Here is an 18,593-nt window from a genome sequence, read left to right as displayed (position 1 = left end):
CTTTTCTCTCATTATAGCGTAAAAGTGAAAGTGTATGAAAATTTCCGCTATTGCCCCACCTCATTTTTTTGAAGGAATATGACTTTTTTAAGCGAAGTTTGTATATGAATGAACATTAATATATTTCAGGAGGGACATGCATGGGGGAAAATAACCAATCGAATATCTTTGATAAGGCTATACATACCGATTTTTCAGAAAAAATGACGTATGGGGATTATCTGCAGCTTGAATCGCTCCTCTCAAGCCAGAAAAGACTCTCCGGACATCATGATGAAATGTTATTCATCATTATCCACCAGGTAAGCGAATTGTGGATGAAGCTGATATTACATGAGCTTGAAGCGAGTATCACTCTGATACAAAAAGGCGAACTTTCCCAGGCGTTCAAGATGCTTGCACGGGTATCAAAGATTCAGTCGCAGATCATTCATGCCTGGGATGTGCTGTCAACACTGACTCCAGCTGAATACATGGAGTTCAGGGAAAAACTTGGGCAGGCATCAGGCTTTCAATCATATCAATACCGGATGATCGAATTTATGCTTGGCTACAAAACAAAACATGTTCTGGAAATCTATAAAAAGGATCCAAAACTTCATCAAGAGCTGATGGAAGCTTACAAGAAACCGAGTATATATGATGCGGCCATCCTTGCATTATCAAGAGCAGGACTGGATATCCCTGATGAAGTGCTGAACAGGGATTATACCTCCCCCTATAAGCATCACCAATCTGTAGAGGATGCCTGGATCACTATATATAAAGATGTTGATGATTATTGGGATCTTTACGAACTGGCTGAAAAGCTGATTGATATTGAAGACTGGCTGCAGCAGTGGCGGTTCCGGCACATGAAAACGGTTGAAAGGATTATCGGCCATAAGAAAGGTACAGGGGGATCATCCGGTGTAGGATATCTCAAAAAAGTCTTGGAGCATCGCTTCTTCCCTGAACTTTGGGATGTGCGAACAAAATTATAGTGAACGTTGCTTTAGACTGGAAATCCCCGGGTACTTGCTCGGGAATTTCCTATTTAAAAAGGCTGTTTTCGTAGTGATATTGCTTTTGGAAAATCCAAGTCTCCCTTTTCCCATTGGATACTTGGGATTACCTATTTAAACTAGCAGCTCTTTTCTTTCTTGCTTTCCGAGTTATATCTGGTCAAAAAGGACGATATATTCCAAGTTTACGAAAAGAGCCTTTACAAAATAAAAGGGCTGCTTTCAATGAAAGCAACCTCTTTTTGGTATGATCTGAGAGGGATTCGAACCCCCGACCCCATCCCTGTCAAGGATGTATTCTCCCGCTGAACTATCAGATCATGATATCCATTTGTTTAGTAGTTACATATTCTATTATATGAAAAATTCTGCGCTTGTCAATACACTAATCACTTTTTTTCCTCAATAAACGTATAAAAGAACAAACGTTCGCGTATATTGGTACCATTAACCACCTCTTGAAGGGGAGATATCATTTGAAGAAGGCATTGGAGAAAGCGTTGAAGTACAAGACTCCTGTGAGGATTATCTACAAAACAGATAGAAATATTTTCACCAAGCGGACCATCCTGATCACAAAGATAGAAGCAGATCATATTAAGGGTTATTGCTGCATGCGGCAGCAGTTTCGGACATTCAGGACCAGAAATATCCTTGCTGTGTTTCCTGAAAGCGGGTACAGAATGGACCAAAACTTTATCTGACTTAGATTCTTGGAGCGCTCCATTAGTACTTGCTGTGGGGTCATTTGGTTATACTTTACGTAATGTTGATTGGCTGGAAGGTGCACGATCTCCTCAGGGACGAGCGGGACAGGTGAGACCCCGAGTCCACCTTCAGCGGCCAGAGACTAGCAGATTTCGGTCCATCTTCTTCAGAATCCAGCTCCAAAGCCCAGCTGTTAGCGTACTTCCCGGCTCCTCCTTGCGATATGTCATCATCGACTCACTTTGCTCTTCGGGTTTCCTTTACCTCATAAGAGAGCCATCCAATCTGTACGTCGCTGAACGGCTCCTTCCGCTTTATAGGCAGGCGAAGCCGACGAGGCATACCGCCCGCCCCGTGGAGTCGTGCACCTGGAATGGAAATCCACCCTCACTCACTACAGAACGTAAAGTAAAAAAGGCAAAACCGCTCATAGAAGTGAACGATTCTGCCTTTGAAATTTAATTTTTCTTACCCTTTTCCAGTGCCCTCGTGCTCTTCATTGGGGACCTTTTGTTATCCGATTATTTCCTCTTCATCGTGTGCCTTCTTTTCTTCGTCTGTGAATTGTTCTTCCTCATCACGCAGCCGGTGTGCAATCCTCGATGCTGCATTAGCAGCAATGCTTGCTACCATGTCATCCAGGAACGTGTGTATACCCTTTCCATTTTTGGTATCCAGTTCGCGGATGACACCAATTTTGTTTTTATCAAGATGCCCGAATGTTGTAACGGCAATGCTTCCATAACCTAGTGCAGCTCCAAGGGCAATTGTCTCATCTACCCCAAACAGACCTTCGTCTGTTTCCACAATGGATTGAAGCGGTTCTGAAAGCTGCTTATTTTCAGCGAGCATATCTAGTTCAATGCCTACAAGGATGGCATGCTGAATTTCCCTCTTTAACAGGACCTTCTCAACACTTTCAATACAATCCCCCAATTCAAGTTCGGGATGGTACGGGTATTGCATCTGATAAACGATATCCGCTATATCTTCTACCGAGACTCCCCTTTCTTCAAGTTTCTGTCTTGCAGCATATGTAACATCTTTTGAGTGTACGATTTTAGACATGATTCCCCTCCTAAGTTTATCTATCCTTTTGTCATATTATACTGACAATTAGGTGAATATGAAACTGGCAGTCTCTTATACTTTTCTCCAAGTTGGGGGTTTTGAAACCCCGACAGGCAATCAAATTGATGTGAGCGGTTGCAGGGATTTTAACAATTAATTATGGTACAATCTTTTTTGGAAGGCTTTTCACAAATGCCGAAAGCCAAACTCGAAATTAAATTATTGGAGGTCATTCTAAATGTCAGCTTCTAGAGGAACAATCAATGAAATCAGCCTCTTCAGTAAAGAATTGAATGAAGAAATAAATATGCTTGTCTATTTGCCTCCCTCCTATTCGCCATTATATAAATACTCATTATTGATTTGTCAGGACGGTAAGGATTATTTCCAACTGGGAAGGATTCCAAGGCTGGCCGATGAATTGATCGGCAATCAGGAAATGGAAAACATGATCATTGTGGCTGTCCCTTATAAAGATGTCCATGACCGAAGGAGGAAGTATCATCCGGATGGGGAACAGAATGCCGCTTATATCCGCTTTTTGGGGCATGAACTGGTGCCTTATCTTGATGAAAAATACCCTGTTTACCATATGGGGATGGGAAGGGCGCTGATTGGCGATTCCCTCGGTGCGTCAGTATCTTTGATGGCTGCTTTAAAATATCCTAATACCTTTGGCAAGGTCATTTTGCAGTCACCTTTTGTGAATGATAAAGTGCTGGAGGCAGTGAAACAAAATGGCCAGCCGCACCTTTTGGACATTTACCATATCATCGGGAAAGGTGAAACAGAAGTGAAAACAACGAATGGGGAAACAGCTGACTTCCTTACCCCTAACAGGGAGCTTCACGAACTGTTTGAAAAAGAAAATTTCTCAACCTTTTATGAAGAATTCAATGGGGACCACACTTGGAAGCATTGGCAGCCAGACTTGAGGCGGGCGTTAAAGCATATGTTCTCATAAGATATTTAAACGTATGGCATAATAATATTGTTTCGACTTTCATCTCTTTGAGAGAATTCCTCAAGCTGCTCCCGTTTAGTATCAGCTCTGAAAAAACCAGCCCTTGGAGTAACACCTCAGGAGCAGATGAACCTGTTTTTCAGTGGGGCAGAATACTGAGTACTTTGTGGGAATCAAGCCTTTTGTAACGCACTATCAGAAAACCATCTTTCGCTCTAGTTAATTTCTGCTTTTTTTGTGCTATAATAACTGATATATTTAATTATTTTGAATATATCGAACTTCTCGAACCAAAGGAGGTAACATTTATGAATTATGGTGTCGTTATTTTTCCATCTAAATCGCTTCAGGATAAGGCCAATGCTTACCGAAAGCGTTACGATCCACATTATGCTCTAATTACACCTCACTTGACTCTTAAGAATGTATTTTCTGCAGACGATAGTGAAATAAAAGATATTGCCGGCAAACTAAGAAACATCGCAAAGAGTTATGACCCATTCAACCTGAAGGTTTATAGAATCAGTTCGTTTCAGCCGGTTAACAATGTTATCTACTTTAAAGTGGAGTCCACACCGGAACTTGAGGGTCTTCATCATGATATGCATTCCCCTGAATTCAATGGACATGAACCCGAATATGCCTTTGTACCTCACATCACCGTTGCTCAAAACCTCTCGGATGATGAGCATTCTGACGTCTTTGGTTCCCTTCGTATGCTGGGAATCGACCATCAAGAAACAGTGGATCGTTTCCACCTGCTGTACCAGCTTGAGAATGGCTCCTGGACAGTGTACGAAACCTTCCGCTTAGGAAAGGAATAGTCCACTTTGAATATGATCCTTGCAAATACCGACAATGAGCTTCAAGATGCAATGTTTGTCCGGAAAGAAGTATTCGTTGGTGAACAAAATGTTCCTTTGGAAGAAGAAATTGATGAATTCGAGAACACTTCTGACCATTTTGTACTATATGAAGATAATAAGCCAGTAGGTGCTGGAAGGTTTCGTGAGAAGGACGGCCAAGGAAAGGTAGAACGAATTTGTGTTCTTTCCAGTGCACGCGGAAAAGGCGCCGGAAAATTGATTATGAATTTTATCGAAGATCATGCCAGAAGCAAAGGTATTCCGGCCTTAATCCTGAATGCGCAGACACACGCGATTCCCTTCTATGAAAACCTTGGCTATGCCGTAACATCGGATGAATTCCTTGATGCCGGCATCCCTCATAAATCTATGAAAAAAGAATTGAACAGATAATAACCGCCTTCCGGTCTGCCGGAGGACGGTTTTTTTTGTTTCCAATGTCGTGGGTCTTGCATAATTCTTTCGTATCTTGTTGAAAATGGATTAATGACTAAAAACGGAAACGGGAGAACTACTATGAATTTTATTGAAATTGCAACTGAACTTATCGTAGGCTTCGTTGCATTGCTCATATTGACAAAAGTATTGGGAAAAACACAAATTTCACAGATTACCCCTTTTGATTTCATATCAGCTATCATTCTAGGGGAACTTGTGGGAAACTCCCTTTATGATAATAAAGGGGGAGTAATGGAAATCCTTTTTGCGATTACAATCTGGGGCGGAATGATATATTTTACTGAGAAGCTTACCCAGCGTTCCCGAAGATTAAGGCACTTGTTTGAGAATACGCCTTCCATCATCATTCGAAAGGGAGAGATTCAATTTCAACAATTGAAGAAGAATCATCTTGATTTAAACCAGCTTCAGCAGCTGCTCCGTACCAAAGATGTTTTCTCTCTTCGTGAATGTGAATATGCCATCCTCGAAACTGATGGGAGTTTAAGTGTCATTAAAAAATCCATTTATGCTTCTGTACAAAAAAAGGATTTGAATGTTGCCCCTTCTTCCATCCCGATTCCGATATCTGTGATTCTGGATGGTGAAATCATTTATGACAATTTGAAAATGATACATGCAGATGAACAATGGCTCATCAATGAAATACAAAAAAAGGGGTTCTCTTCCGCAAAGGATGTTTTATTTGGAGAGTGGCAGGATGGAGAAGATTTATTGCTTCAAGGGTACTAGATACCCGTTTATTTCAAAAGGCCGCTTGGGCCATTTCTAATTACTGATAAATAGCTTGTTTTTTTCCAAGGATATCTTTAATGACCCATCATTGATTAATTTGGTTAAATAGGCTGTAAAGCTTGTCCGGTAAAGCAAGTATTGGCCCAGTGAACCAGACTCTACCCGATTGAGGTCCAAAAACTCCTTCATCAATTGGTCAAACTCCCACTTCTCATTGCTGTTTTCCACCTTATCTGCCAGCTGGCTCAATAACTTTTTATGTACCGAAATATTTGCTTCGAGCGTGGCGTTGATGTCCCTCTCAAACTCACCATGCCCGGGAACAGCTCCCTGAAAAGAATAATCTTTCAATCTTTCAAGTGTATCAATTGTTTGTTGGGCATCTGTGATGAATGGAATGATATGCTTTTCTATTGTTTCTTGACCAAAATAAGAATCAGCAGCAAAAAAGATATCGTTATACAGGATACCCACTTGTCCGATGGAGTGTCCTGGCAAATGGATGGCTTCCAATGTAAATGGGCCGATTTCCAATTTTCCTGGAGAAAACCATTCATCGATTTCCACAGATTTTCCTTCTAAAAATTTATTCCTTATTTCCTTCAAAGGAAATGCTCCATTCCATAAATAAACGGGTTGCAGCAATGGATTTTCCATAATGGCTTTTTCAAATTGAGGGGCAAACAGTTTTACCCCCTTCTTCTTTAAGTAAGAGGCTCCTCCAAAATGATCCGTATGTGCATGAGTGACGAGGCAGTAATTCAACGGGAGGCCTTCCTGTTCCAATCGTTTCAGCACTTTCTTGATGGACGAATCATCGATTCCTGTATCGATGAGCATCCCTTCCTCATTATTGAGGATATAACCGACATTGACTGCAGAAAAAAAATAGTAGCAGCTTTCATTGATTTGTTTCAATAGCAAGGGAATTACATCCTTTCCGTTTTTTATACATATTCGTTAATGTACTTCCCTTTTCCTGTAATATCTGCTAAAAATTCCTCTAATAGGGGTTCAGACTTGCTGCTTCTTTTCTGTCCCCTCACATTGACCATATTTTCACCTGATAGGTCACCGTCATACTGCTCATCTTCATTCACCAGAGGACGAATCCTGCTTACGGGCATAAAGGTGAAAGGATCATAATCCTTACTGACTTCACGCTCGGCATACTGCATATATTGAAAATGCGGTACTGGTGCAATATATCCCATACTGTTCACCTCGCTTTGATTTTCAATTCCCGGTTAAGAAAGATTATAAACTCTCATTTTTATTATTATGAAATACGGATGAAGATATGAATTTCGGTGGGTAAATATTATATTCAGGTTTTCTGTTTTCGAATTTTGTGTATCTAATGGGTTTTTCTGAAAGAAGAGCAGGGCTTCCATCTCATCTCTTTTGCTGTTGCATTGCCCGCTGGAAATCTTCCTGCAGCAAACGGGCCTTTACGTACGAAAAAACCATCCGGTCCCCCTTAATCGCAACCCGTTCAGTATAGAGGGAGAAACCAATAAATTGAAAGGTAATTTGCGGTACATTTTGCATAGCATTTTGTATCGGCTTTTGTATCGGCATACCAATGGTTTTGAAGTTTTTTCGCTTATTGTTGCATACTGATTTGCAGGCCGATTTGCACTACCGCATAAATTTATGTGGTGTTGCAAACTGGTCTGCATTTTATGTTACAAATTTGTCAACGGATTCGTTATTGCAGATACAATAGATGGGAGAGAAAGGGGGAGTAACGAGTGATAGAAAAATAAGGGGAGATTTTACCGTTAGATGTAGAGTAGACGTGGTTTTTGCGGAAAATAAGGGGAGTTTTTCCCTTTATACAAAGCAAAGCTGCGTATTTTTACGTTTTTTGAGTCAAATAAGAGGAATTTCTCCCTCTATTTAAGCTGTTTTCAATACTATTTGCTAATTAAGGGGAATTTTTCCCTCTATAAACCTCAATTAGCAAAGAACCTGGTTTCATTGCTGAAGAATGCAAAAGTTTAACGGGAAACCGGCTGTTCAACCGATCTGGGGCTTAATTGAATAACGCATAATAGAAGCGAGGAGCTGCAAGGTCGTTGGCAGCTCCTCTTTTTTGTGCAATTTTCATTCATAATACACTTCAAAACAGCCTGCAAAAGTCTTTGTATTTTAACCTGCAAAACCACCAGCAAATAGGCATTTTCTCCCTCTCAACCGAACGAGTTACCCTTAATCGCACCAAGGGCCAAATGGTTCCACTTTTACTATTTCTTCTCGTTATTGATCATTTGGGATAGCGTACCAAAATCCAGCTGTTTTCCCTCATTTACAAGGGATTTTACAATTTTGTCTTCCGTTTCTTTGTTTACTGGTTTGTTGGCAATGTGCGATACTCGCTGAATGACACCACGGACTGTTTGTTCATCTTTGAAATTTGCGTTTTGAAGTGAGCTGGCCAGCTCTAAAACATCATTCATATTGACACCGGTTTTCTTTTCAATATTCTTAAAGAAGTTATTGTTATTCATGGGTAAACGCCTCCTTCATAGCTACTATATAGTATGAGGCGCTGACCTTTTGGTGCATGATTCAATCCCTGAAAAAACCAAAAAAGCAGCTTCAGCAGTCATCGTCTTTGCACGATGGGTACTGAAACCTGCTTATCGGATTAACAGTAGAAGCTTGCACCAACGATGATCAAGAGAATGAACAGAACAACAATCAAGATAAAGGTTGATCCGTAATTGTTACCTGGGTATCCACAGCCATAACCATATCCATACATAGTTATCACCTCTCTTTGTACCTTGCTGATATAGTGTATGTAGAGATGATTACCTATGTTTGGGCTGGAGCTTGCCTTCCGTCCAATCAAATAAATCAATGGTTAATTGCCCGGAAGTATCCGCTTGTGCAAGGAAAACATTTTCAAGCAGGATTTTCCTTTGCGTAAGCTGTTGATAAAGCCACTCCTCGGTGAACCCTATTTGTGTTAACCCTTGAGTATCAACTTCTCCATCACTGATTACGGGCTGAATTTGCAGCATCTTACCAGAAAAATGGAACAAGTCTTCATAAAGAAGAGGCTGTTTTTCTCTTTTTAGCAGAAAACTTAACTCCCCATTGGTATCAAATGAGGCATATTGGACATCAGCTGCCCGGAAGATCCCCTTTTTTCTTAATTGTTCAAGCATTTCATCTGTTGAAATTTTTTCTTTTTTTAAGGCTTGCTCGATGATATTGCCATCCTGGATAAAAATAGTCGGAGTACCTTCTATGAAATGTCTGAATTTGACGCTTTTCAGTGATAACAAGGAAAAGATGAAGGGGACAGAGAACCAAAGCAATATACTCATCAACCCTTCCAAAAGCTTCAATTCCAAGTCCATCGACAGCGTCCCCGCGATACTGCCCACTGTGATACCTGTGAGGTACTCAAAAAAGGAAAGCTGCGAAAGCTGTTTCCTTCCAAGTAATTTTGTTACAAGAAATAATGCAGCAAGAACAAAAAGGCTCCTAAAGGCTACCTCTGCATATTCGTACACACAGCCTCACCCTTTCGGCTTGAAAATCAAGGCACCAAGGAATCCGAAGATGATGGCTGCCGATATACCGGAGCTTGTCACTTCAAACATTCCCGTAAGCACACCTACCAGACCATGTTGGTCTGCTTCCTGCATGGCTCCCTGAACAAGTGCATTCCCAAATGATGTAATGGGAATCGTTGCTCCAGCCCCTGCAAAATCAATCAATGGCTCATATAAGCCAAACCCTGATAATATGGCTCCCATGACCACAAGCAAACTCAAAGTATGAGCAGGTGTCAATTTTGCGATATCGAATAAAAGCTGGCCGATTACGCACATCATGCCACCTATCAAAAACGCCCAAAAAAACATTGCCAGCATTAACTGCCACTCCTTTCAGTCTCGTTTAGATATATTCAATCGACACAGCATGGGCTATACATGGAATGGTTTCTCCCTGCTGAAAGGTGAGTGGTGACAAAAGAGCTCCTGTTGCTACCATTAAAATCTTTTTGTACACACCTTTTTTCATTTGATTAAGGAGATGCCCATATAAAACCGTTGCTGAGCATCCCGGACCACTGGCGCCTGATTGTACAGGCTGATCCTGTCCGTATATCAGCAAACCGCAATCATGAAACTGATTCTCATCCAGGTCAATCCCTTTTTGCTGAAGTAATTCCCGGGTCGTCCTGCGTCCTATTTTAGCCAAATCCCCAGTGATGACGAGATCATAATACGATGGGTCTCTTTCTAAATCTTTAAAATGTGCAGCGATGGTATCTGCCGCCGCCGGTGCCATCGCCCCCCCCATATTGAATGGGTCTGTCAGTCCCATATCAATGACTCTTCCTACTGTGGCAGAAGTGACCCGGGGCATAGGTGCTGATCCAGGTGTACTTTTTCCAACAAGCGAATACCCGGCTCCCGTAACGGTCCACTGCGCTGTTGGCGGTTTTTGGCCCCCATACTCCGTTGGATATCGAAATTGTTTTTCAACTGCAGAGTTATGGCTGGAAGCACCCGTCACGATATAATCCGCACCTCCTGAATCCACAATATAAGAGGCCAGCGCAAGTCCTTCCATCGATGTCGAACAGGCTCCAAATAAACCAAGATAAGGTATTGCGTTTGTCCTGGCAGCAAAGGAGGATGGCGTGATTTGATTTATTAAATCTCCAGACAAGAAGAATTGGACTTGATCTTCCCGTATTCCTCCTTTTTCTACCGCAAGTTTTACTGCATTTTCGATCATCAGGCGGTTTGCTTTTTCATACGTTTCTTCCCCCATCCATAAATCATCGAAAAATCGATCAAAATCTTCCGATAATCTGCCCTTCTTTTCAAAAGGCCCACCGACTACCCCTGTTGAAATGATGGATGGCTGATTCTGAAATTCCCATGATTGTGTTCCTTTTAACATTAAATAACCCCCCACTTAATCAGAAGAGTCTTAATCAAGGCTATGACAAACGCTGAAAACACTCCAAAGACAATAACTGAACCAGCAAGCTTGAAAATATTTCCCCCTACTCCAAGAACTAGCCCCTCAGTCCGATGTTCGATGGCGGCGGATATGACCGCATTACCAAACCCTGTAACCGGCACAGCGCTTCCAGCCCCGGCAAACTGTCCGATATGGTCATAGACGCCAAATCCTGTCAAGAGCATCGAAAAAAACACCATAGTGGCAACGGTCGGGTTGCCGGCTGTCTGTTCGGTAAAATTAAAGAAATAGATATAGAAATAAGTGACGGCCTGTCCAATCAAGCAAATGAAACCTCCAACAAAAAAAGCTTTGATACAGTTTAGCAACACGGGGCGTTTAGTTTCATGCTTCTTCTCAAGCTGTTCGAACTGTTTCTGCTGCGGTGTTTTTTGCTTCTTTCCCATACCATGCTCCTTTCTAGGTTAGTTCCTCTTTCAGCTTAATGATCTCTTGGAACCTTTCCTCAGCTTTCTTATTGGAAATATGGTTCTTTTCGATTCTTTCTTTGAGTCTCACGGTTTCCAAAAAAATTTTATAATCACTGGAAACAATGAATTCTTCATCAGGATATTTTTTCTCGAGCTTCTTTGTCATCTTTTTTTCAATTCCCTTCATATGGAATCGATGGGAATGTTTTACCTTATAGGAAACCAATATTTCCTTTTTCCCTTCTATGACAGCGACATCATAAAGTTCAGGAAGCTTTGCGATTTCTTTTTTTACGGCATGACCGATGCTGTCTGTCTCAGGATTCTCCATCAATTCAACCGGCGGCGGATCTGTAACTTTGATCAAAGCACCCCTGCTGTCCTTTCCATCTTCCTCATTGACAGCACACCCGGCGAGTAACATGATAATTAATACACCAAACCACTGTTTATTCATAAAAATATCCCCTCAGTTTTTGAATGTCTGTAAAGAAGAAAAGCAGGTATCAGTTCCTTACAAAACGCTTTTATTGTATTCCTATCTTCTGCTAATGGACGGCTTTTTATGAATAAAAAAAGACTGATGCCCAACCATAAACTCCGCGAGTTTTTTGGGCATCAGTCTTTATAATCATTTGACAAAAAAACACAATTGATAAAGTTCTTATTTCCTTCGCTTTCTTTTGCCGCAGCCGCATCCTTTTTTCTTTCTTTTAGGCGAATTGATTTTGTGATTAGAATCATTTGACTCAGATTTCTTCATCATCCTTTACTTCCCCCTTAAATGATGGCGCTCAGAGTAGAGCGTTCAGGCAATCCATACCTATATCAACATAATATGCACTTGCCATAACGCTTGTTCTCTGAAATCAAGAAATCCATTTTTGTATCAATGTTTCAATAATGGAGGCAATGCCAGCAGCAGCCAATATGACAATCAACGGGTTGGCTGCTGCCGGCAGAAAAATATACAGCCCATAAAGAACGCCTGCCGCCCATATTCCAGTACACCAATAGCAGCTGATAAGTTCTCCGATCCAGCCCCTGATTAGTGTCTGTTTAGGAACTAAATAGGTTTCAGTATTGCCGAGCCCGTCCTTTTCTTCAACCTCATCAAAAAATGGGGATCTCAAAAATTCGGTAATCTTATCGTAAACAATCAGATGTGTCAACCGAAATACGGCCAAACCCATTATCATCAACTGTAATAAAGTGAATTCCACAAAGGTACTCCTTTTCATGAGGATTAATTTTTTATCAAGTAAACCATTACCGCTTAGCCTATTTTCCCGAAAATGGGCTAATATCCGTAACTTAAACTCCTTGACTACAATATGTTATTAGTGTAGCGATAAACAATTATAAGGAGGCTTTTTCAATATGGGTTGTGGAAAAAGAGATGATGTAGGTGGAGTTAGTACTGACAATTGTGTATGTGAAGTAGTACGCGCCATTAAAGACATCCAGGATGCAGCAGTAAATGATGAATGCCTGGATTGTACTACCAGCTGTTTCCTTGAGCCGCTTGGCGATTTGAACAGTCCTGCAATGAGACGACGCGCAGACACACGTATCTTTACACTGACTAATAAAAATGGTGAATTGTTCAAAGCTCTGTTCAGACAGCGCGATGGAGAGTGCGATGCTAACTGTGTAACCATTTACTTCCGTGTAGAAGAAATTTTTGATAATTGCTGTGCGACTCTGAGAGCAATCAGACCAAACAGAGATATTATCAACGACTACGGGAAATTAGACTACGGTGCAATCTGCGACGTAGATGAGTGGTTCAGAACAAACAACTGTATCACTGTTGACTTGAATTGTTTCTGCGCAATTCAATGTATTGCAGACAGAGATCTAGGCATCTGTGACTAACCTTTGAGACGCCGGCCGGAATATAATCCGGCTGGCTTTTTCTTTTGTTTTAACACCTTATAAGCCGATGATCTTGATTGCTTCCAACGAACTTCTGCTGAATTCTACTTCGTCACCTTGAAATGTCTTTATTACAAGGATATCCTTTTCTGATTGCAGCAGGATCCCCCTGTGTCTTTCCTCTTTTGTGATAAACTCACATGGAAAAGGAGCTTTTCCATTAATGTAGCGGGAAAGATAATCAACCTTTTCATCAAGGTCCATGTCTCTGAACGGCTTTAATGGTTTAAAAGAAAATGATTTATTCCTCTGTTCTAATTCTTTGTTTTCAGACTCTTCACCCGCTTTGATTTCCTCTTGCTCAGGCTCTGGTTTGGCGGATTCTTGTAGTGGGCCTTCTCCATATAAAGTTCCCAGTTCCTCTTCAAAGAAGGAACGCTTTCTTCGTTTTGGCTTTTTCTCTGCTGACTGATCTTTTATTTGTTTTTCATTTGGTTTCGGCTTGGCATTTTTTGTTGAGTAGCTTTGCTGCATATTTGCTCTTGTTTCTTTAAGTGAAGGCTGCTGGATGTATAATAAAGGCGTTCTCGCTTTGGAATTCTTACTCATGTTGGCACCTCCCGGGTCATTCCTTTTACAATGTATGCAGCAAGTGCCTAGAGGTTTCTAGAATATTTCCAAATATTTTTTTGAGTCTTGCCCAATTCAGCAATTTTCACCTGGCTCAAATCTACACTTTTGAGCTAGGCTTGTTCCAATCAAAAATAACAAAAAAAGTCCAAAGGCAAATCGCCTTTGGACTTTTCGTTCACTAACCCATTATATGATAGCCGGAATCAACATGAATATTTTCACCCGTGATGCCTCTGCTCATGTCGCTGAACAAGAATACAGCTGTATCCCCTACTTCTTCCTGAGTAGTATTTCTTCTCAATGGAGCACGTTCCTCAATCTCTTTTAGAATCGTATTGAAGTCACCTACACCTTTTGCAGACAGAGTCCGGATCGGCCCTGCCGAAATGGAGTTGACACGGATTCCTGCTTTGCCCAGATCACTGGCAAGGTACTTCACGCTTGCATCCAGGGATGCCTTTGCCACTCCCATGATATTGTAGTTCTCAAGCACACGCTCTCCGCCGAGGTATGTCAGCGTCACGATACTGCCGCCTTCAACCATAAGGTCCTTTGCGGCTTTAGCAACGGCTGTCAACGAGTAAGAACTGATGTTATGAGCCAGCAGGAAGCCGTCTCTTGTCGTATTCATAAAATCACCGGACAGTTCCTCTTTTTTAGCGAACGCAATACAGTGGGCAATCCCATGAATCGTGCCGGCTTCTTCTTTGATTGTCTCAAAGCACTTTTCGATGTCTTCGTCGTTCGTCACATCGCATTGCAGGAAAAGGTTGTTATCACTGCCTTCAAGTGTTCCTGCCAAGTCCTTTACACTCTTTTCGAATCGTTCTCCTGCATATGTAAAAATCAATCTTGCCCCTGCCTCATGAAGACTTCTGGCAATGCCCCAGGCAATGCTTCGTTTATTTGCTACACCCATTACTACGTATGTTTTACCTTTTAGTGAGAGAGTCATCAAAAATCCTCCTATATATTCTTGGATTATTACAAGTTATTAGTACCTGATACTAATCTTATCCGATTTACTACAGGAAAGAAAGGGATAAGAGCAAAAAAAAAGATAAAATTAACCCTCATTATTCAAGTTATGCCCATATCCGTTCGTGAAAATTCTATAAGAAAAACCACCTGCCCATCGGACAGGTGGTCTTTCTTAGCAATATTCACAGAATTCCAATTCACGTTTGAGTTCATCAACGTATTCTTTGGAGCCTGTCACTATCAGTCGGTCATTCATGTGAAGTTCGGTATCCCCATGGGGAACAATGGAATCTTTGCCTCTAAAGATGCGGACAAAGATGACGTCCCCTGTAAACGGGAATTCCCTTAGTGTCATGCCTTCGAACTGGATGTTCAGCATTTTGATTTCATATAGTGAAGTTTCCTGATTGGTAAAGATATTCATTACAGACGGAGATTCAATTAGTGCTTTAAGCAGTGCTTTTGTAGATAGCATGACAGAAAATACTTCTATCTCCTGATCCCGCAGCATCTCTTCAAGATCGGGGCTTTCCACCCGGACAATGACACGCTCAATGCCTGCTTCTTTGGCAGCAGTCGCAAGGGTGGCATTTTGTTCTTCATCCCCTGTGGAAATGACTATGATATCCGCTTCAAAGATTTTGTTTTCCTCAATGGTTTTTAAATCATAGTTTTCTATTTCGGTGATGTCAAATAATGAATCGGAGATGCTTCGATTCGACTTATCCTGTCGGGTATGATAGAGCACAGGTACATAAAGTGCGGACTTAAGCTCTCTTGAAACGGGCAGTGTCATTTGATTGGCCCCTAAAAAGGCAACCTTGAGTTGCTTTTCCTTGCCTGCTTCTTTCGGAAACAGCTTTTTAAATACAATTGGTGTCACCAGGCATGTAATAACAGCCACCAAAATCAGTGTTCCACTCATTTGAGCCGTAATGATTTCCATTCGTTCAGCGATTTTGGCAGCGGCGATTACCAATGACAATGTAGATGTCAATAGGAAAGCCGAAGCAATGGTCGTCTTGTTATCGTACCATTTTCGGAGCAGGTAAACCGGCAGCAATTTCGATACAAGGAACGCGAGCATAAGCAATGGAATCAATAAAAGCAATTTCGGATCGCTTAAGAGTGACCATAGTTCCAATTCAACCCCGACCATCACAAAGAAAATCGGAATCAGGAACCCATAGCCGAAGGAGTCCAATCGATGGACCATTTCCTGAGGAGGTGAAAGAAGAGAAACCAATACACCTGCAAGGAATGCACCCAGGATATTCTCGGCCCCCACTGATTCAGATACCCCAACAAGCAGGATGATCAGAGTGAATATAGCCCTCGTCCCGATTTGGGTTGTACCCGTTGAGAGTGTCTTCATTAACGGATTGTTCTTGAATCTTCTGCCCAGGAAGTATAACAATACCCCTGCACCGAACAATACTAACAGCAGCCACATATTTCCATGGCCATCGCCGTACAAAGAAACAAAAACTGCAAGGAGTATCATTGTGACCAAATCAGCTATAACCGCCACAAGCAAGATGATCTGGCCAATGCCGCTCTTCATGATATGGGCTTCCTTTAATGTAGGAACGACGACCCCCAGAGAAATCGTTGAGATGATAAGTGTCATGAGGAATGCATTATCAATCAAACCGGCAATAACAAATAGATAAGACAATGCCAGGGAAACTATAAAGATACCGGCAAAAATAATCATGGATACTTTTAGTCTGTTCGGTTCCGGTTTTCCATTTGGCAGGATTTCTTTCTTTTTCCCCTTGTTTGAAAAAGCCGAAAAATCAATTTCCAGTCCGCTTAAAAACATAAGAAATATAAAACCGAGTGTAGACAATGTCTCCAGCCACACATCATATTGAACAAGGTCAAAACCGCTTCGGCCAATGATCAACCCCACGATGATTTCGGCAATTACAACGGGTATAAAGTTAAGCTTCAGCCTATGAAGCAAAATCGGTGTAAGGAATGCTGCAAGAATTACAATAACCAGTGATGCCACTGATGCACCATGTTCCATCAATCTTCCCCCTTTTCTATACTAGATAATTCATAAATAGTGTTGCCATTCCAAAATATATCATGATACTGATAATGTCATTGATGGTTGTAATGAACGGGCCTGATGCTACGGCCGGATCCACTTTGAGCTTATGCATCAACAGCGGAACGAGCGAGCCAGCAAGAGTAGCCACAATTAATGATACCAGAATGGAAATCCCCACAAGAAAACCTAAGAATAATTGCCCTTTCCATACGTATACAGTAATCATGACAACTATTCCACAAACAGTGCCGGTTATCAAACCGGTTCCCGCTTCACGGATAACAAGCTTCCATTTACTCTCTTCTTCCAGGTCGCCAGTTGCAATACCACGCACGGCAACTGCCAATGCCTGTGTTCCGGTATTCCCGGCCATGCCGGCAATCAAAGGAATAAAAACAGCCAGGATTGCAACTTTGTCCAATGTCTCTTCAAATCTTCCAATCAAGCTGGCAGTGAACATCCCAAGGAATAATAATGCTATCAGCCAAGGAAGCCTTTTCTTGGCTGCTGTGAAAGGATTACGGTCAACCGTATCCACATCAGAAATACCCGCCAGTTTGGAATAGTCATCTGAAGCCTCTTCGTCAATAACATCTATGATGTCATCGACTGTGATGATACCAAGTAAATGATGTTTAAAGTCAACGACAGGCAAAGCCAGGAAATCATAGTCCCTCATTGTTCTGGCAACCGCTTCCTGGTCTTCCCCTACAGAAACGGATACCACACGATCACTCATGACATCGGCAATCATCGTCTCATCGTCGCTGACAATCAAGTCACGCAAGGATATAACACCCGCCAGCCGCTTTTCTTCGTCAACAACAAAGATATAGTAAATCGTTTCAGCATTCGGGGCCTCTTTCTTCAATATGGTCATCGCCGAGCGTACCGTCTGATTGGCTTCTATGGCAACAAATTCAGTTGTCATGATACTTCCAGCCGTATACTCCTCATAGTGAAGAAGCTCTTTGATTTCCTGAGCTGAGTCATCGTCCATAATGGTCAGGTAACTGGCAACCTGGTCTTTATCAAGTTCATTCAAAACATCAACGGCATCATCGGCATACATGTTGGATAGCATGTCCGCAGCATAAGAGGGAGTCATTTCCGCAAGGATTTCCTGATATTCCGTTTCATCCTTATCCAGGCTTTCGAACAGTTCTGCCATTTCCGCAGGAGATAAATATTGATACATTCTTAATCTTAGGGAATCATCGATTTTCTCGAAATATTGCGCTCTGTCGTATGAATGGAGAGCAGTGAATTCTTCACGGAACTTCTCCATTTCTTCATTTAGAAGGGCAGAGGTCAAGTAGTCTTCATCCAATTGGACTTCTCTTTTTTCTTGATTTTCCACTGGCATTGGCAATCCCTCCTTGCTTGTTGAAATTGTTCATAATCATCTGCCAGATAATTGATAAATAAACAGTATACCTGCTTCCTCTTAAGAAAAGGCTGTTTCCGTATTGATTTGATTGCTGTTTTTGGTAAATCCTAAGTACCGGATTTTCCCCTTGGATACCAGGGATTTTCTTTATAGAAGAACAGCTCTATTTTTTCTGCCTTTTTTAGATTTTCTGGTGAATTGAGGCGAAGAATTTCGAACTTGATATAAATAGCAACAACGTTTACGAAAAAGGCAAAATAAATAAAGTATAGCGCCGTTTAAATTTTATATTTAAGAGAATTATTATTATAGAAGTGATCATTCCATGCAATCAAGTTATGTGTACAATCAATTTATTTTATCAGGATAACTATATCAGTCCTCATAATACTAGCAAATCTTTAAAAGATTGT

22 protein-coding genes and 1 tRNA gene are annotated in these 18,593 nt (G+C 41.4%); 7 read left to right on the top strand and 16 right to left on the bottom strand.

Translation table 11 applies throughout. From position 1 onward, the window contains the following. Window positions 1-140 precede the first annotated feature (140 nt). Window positions 141-983, top strand: coding sequence for a tryptophan 2,3-dioxygenase (gene kynA / locus AC4E8A_RS06980; protein ID WP_490197600.1), 843 nt, complete (start codon window positions 141-143; stop codon window positions 981-983). Window positions 984-1,252: 269 nt separating this feature from the next. On the opposite strand, the gene AC4E8A_RS06975 is transcribed toward kynA, so the two are convergent. After that, window positions 1,253-1,324: transfer RNA gene (locus AC4E8A_RS06975), tRNA-Val, on the bottom strand. Between the two features lie 156 nt (window positions 1,325-1,480). Here AC4E8A_RS06975 and AC4E8A_RS06970 point away from each other — a divergent pair. Beyond that, a complete protein-coding gene (locus tag AC4E8A_RS06970; RefSeq protein ID WP_490197599.1) occupies window positions 1,481-1,708 on the top strand; it encodes a hypothetical protein in 228 nt (75 codons plus the stop codon). A gap of 517 nt (window positions 1,709-2,225) precedes the next feature. Here the strand turns inward: AC4E8A_RS06970 and AC4E8A_RS06965 are convergent. After that, window positions 2,226-2,780 carry a phosphatidylglycerophosphatase A family protein gene (locus tag AC4E8A_RS06965; protein WP_490197598.1) on the bottom strand — a complete coding sequence of 185 codons (555 nt, stop codon included), beginning with the start codon at window positions 2,778-2,780 and terminating at the stop codon, window positions 2,226-2,228. Between the two features lie 241 nt (window positions 2,781-3,021). On the opposite strand from AC4E8A_RS06965, the gene AC4E8A_RS06960 reads away from it, so the two are divergent. The 4 genes from AC4E8A_RS06960 (at window position 3,022) to AC4E8A_RS06945 (ending at window position 5,804) form a co-directional block, all read left to right on the top strand. Further along, window positions 3,022-3,747, top strand: coding sequence for an alpha/beta hydrolase (locus tag AC4E8A_RS06960; RefSeq protein ID WP_490197597.1), 726 nt, complete (start codon window positions 3,022-3,024; stop codon window positions 3,745-3,747). Window positions 3,748-4,055: 308 nt separating this feature from the next. Then, entirely contained in the window at window positions 4,056-4,571 is a 516-nt protein-coding gene (locus tag AC4E8A_RS06955; protein WP_490197596.1) for a YjcG family protein, read from the top strand. A gap of 12 nt (window positions 4,572-4,583) precedes the next feature. After that, window positions 4,584-5,006 carry a GNAT family N-acetyltransferase gene (locus AC4E8A_RS06950; protein ID WP_490198797.1) on the top strand — a complete coding sequence of 141 codons (423 nt, stop codon included), beginning with the start codon at window positions 4,584-4,586 and terminating at the stop codon, window positions 5,004-5,006. A gap of 123 nt (window positions 5,007-5,129) precedes the next feature. Then, complete coding sequence (locus tag AC4E8A_RS06945; RefSeq protein ID WP_490197595.1) at window positions 5,130-5,804, top strand: DUF421 domain-containing protein; 675 nt, start codon at window positions 5,130-5,132, stop codon at window positions 5,802-5,804. A gap of 36 nt (window positions 5,805-5,840) precedes the next feature. Here the strand turns inward: AC4E8A_RS06945 and AC4E8A_RS06940 are convergent, their stop codons facing one another. From AC4E8A_RS06940 to AC4E8A_RS06895, 10 genes are all read right to left on the bottom strand, one after another. After that, entirely contained in the window at window positions 5,841-6,731 is an 891-nt protein-coding gene (locus AC4E8A_RS06940) for an MBL fold metallo-hydrolase (RefSeq protein WP_490197594.1), read from the bottom strand. Between the two features lie 23 nt (window positions 6,732-6,754). After that, a complete protein-coding gene (locus AC4E8A_RS06935; RefSeq protein ID WP_490197593.1) occupies window positions 6,755-7,021 on the bottom strand; it encodes a hypothetical protein in 267 nt (88 codons plus the stop codon). 1,035 nt (window positions 7,022-8,056) lie between these two features. Further along, on the bottom strand, window positions 8,057-8,320 hold the full coding sequence (gene spoVIF / locus AC4E8A_RS06930; RefSeq protein ID WP_490197592.1) for a sporulation-specific transcription regulator SpoVIF: 264 nt from the start codon (window positions 8,318-8,320) through the stop codon (window positions 8,057-8,059). 140 nt (window positions 8,321-8,460) lie between these two features. Continuing rightward, a complete protein-coding gene (locus AC4E8A_RS06925) occupies window positions 8,461-8,577 on the bottom strand; it encodes a YjcZ family sporulation protein (RefSeq protein WP_490197590.1) in 117 nt (38 codons plus the stop codon). Window positions 8,578-8,626: 49 nt separating this feature from the next. Then, the gene (locus AC4E8A_RS06920) at window positions 8,627-9,337 is read right to left on the bottom strand and encodes a DUF421 domain-containing protein (RefSeq protein ID WP_490197588.1); all 711 of its coding nucleotides are present in this window, start codon (window positions 9,335-9,337) and stop codon (window positions 8,627-8,629) included. 6 nt (window positions 9,338-9,343) lie between these two features. Continuing rightward, on the bottom strand, window positions 9,344-9,700 hold the full coding sequence (spoVAE, locus tag AC4E8A_RS06915) for a stage V sporulation protein AE (protein ID WP_490197587.1): 357 nt from the start codon (window positions 9,698-9,700) through the stop codon (window positions 9,344-9,346). Window positions 9,701-9,725: 25 nt separating this feature from the next. Beyond that, a complete protein-coding gene (spoVAD, locus tag AC4E8A_RS06910; RefSeq protein WP_490197586.1) occupies window positions 9,726-10,742 on the bottom strand; it encodes a stage V sporulation protein AD in 1,017 nt (338 codons plus the stop codon). Next, a complete protein-coding gene (gene spoVAC, locus AC4E8A_RS06905; RefSeq protein WP_490197584.1) occupies window positions 10,742-11,212 on the bottom strand; it encodes a stage V sporulation protein AC in 471 nt (156 codons plus the stop codon). The genes spoVAD and spoVAC overlap by 1 nt, the downstream gene beginning before the upstream one ends. A gap of 13 nt (window positions 11,213-11,225) precedes the next feature. Continuing rightward, window positions 11,226-11,693, bottom strand: a complete 468-nt coding sequence (locus tag AC4E8A_RS06900) for a sporulation protein (protein ID WP_490197583.1) — start codon at window positions 11,691-11,693, stop codon at window positions 11,226-11,228. A 412-nt stretch (window positions 11,694-12,105) separates the two neighbouring features. Then, the gene (locus tag AC4E8A_RS06895; RefSeq protein ID WP_490198795.1) at window positions 12,106-12,435 is read right to left on the bottom strand and encodes a DUF1360 domain-containing protein; all 330 of its coding nucleotides are present in this window, start codon (window positions 12,433-12,435) and stop codon (window positions 12,106-12,108) included. Between the two features lie 181 nt (window positions 12,436-12,616). On the opposite strand from AC4E8A_RS06895, the gene AC4E8A_RS06890 reads away from it, so the two are divergent. After that, a complete protein-coding gene (locus AC4E8A_RS06890; protein ID WP_490197581.1) occupies window positions 12,617-13,114 on the top strand; it encodes a CotY/CotZ family spore coat protein in 498 nt (165 codons plus the stop codon). Window positions 13,115-13,171: 57 nt separating this feature from the next. On the opposite strand, the gene AC4E8A_RS06885 is transcribed toward AC4E8A_RS06890, so the two are convergent. From AC4E8A_RS06885 to mgtE, 4 genes are all read right to left on the bottom strand, one after another. Beyond that, window positions 13,172-13,723: a CotO family spore coat protein gene (locus AC4E8A_RS06885; RefSeq protein WP_490197580.1), complete on the bottom strand. Its 552-nt coding sequence runs from the start codon at window positions 13,721-13,723 to the stop codon at window positions 13,172-13,174. Between the two features lie 202 nt (window positions 13,724-13,925). Then, on the bottom strand, window positions 13,926-14,702 hold the full coding sequence (gene fabI / locus AC4E8A_RS06880) for an enoyl-ACP reductase FabI (protein WP_490197579.1): 777 nt from the start codon (window positions 14,700-14,702) through the stop codon (window positions 13,926-13,928). Between the two features lie 198 nt (window positions 14,703-14,900). Next, window positions 14,901-16,763: a monovalent cation:proton antiporter family protein gene (locus AC4E8A_RS06875; RefSeq protein WP_490197578.1), complete on the bottom strand. Its 1,863-nt coding sequence runs from the start codon at window positions 16,761-16,763 to the stop codon at window positions 14,901-14,903. A gap of 16 nt (window positions 16,764-16,779) precedes the next feature. Further along, window positions 16,780-18,156: a magnesium transporter gene (gene mgtE, locus AC4E8A_RS06870; protein ID WP_490197577.1), complete on the bottom strand. Its 1,377-nt coding sequence runs from the start codon at window positions 18,154-18,156 to the stop codon at window positions 16,780-16,782. Between the last annotated feature and the right edge of the window lie 437 nt (window positions 18,157-18,593).

It is taken from the genome of Bacillus sp. SRL337 (assembly GCF_984799155.1).
This window is presented reverse-complemented; position numbering and strand designations above follow the sequence as displayed.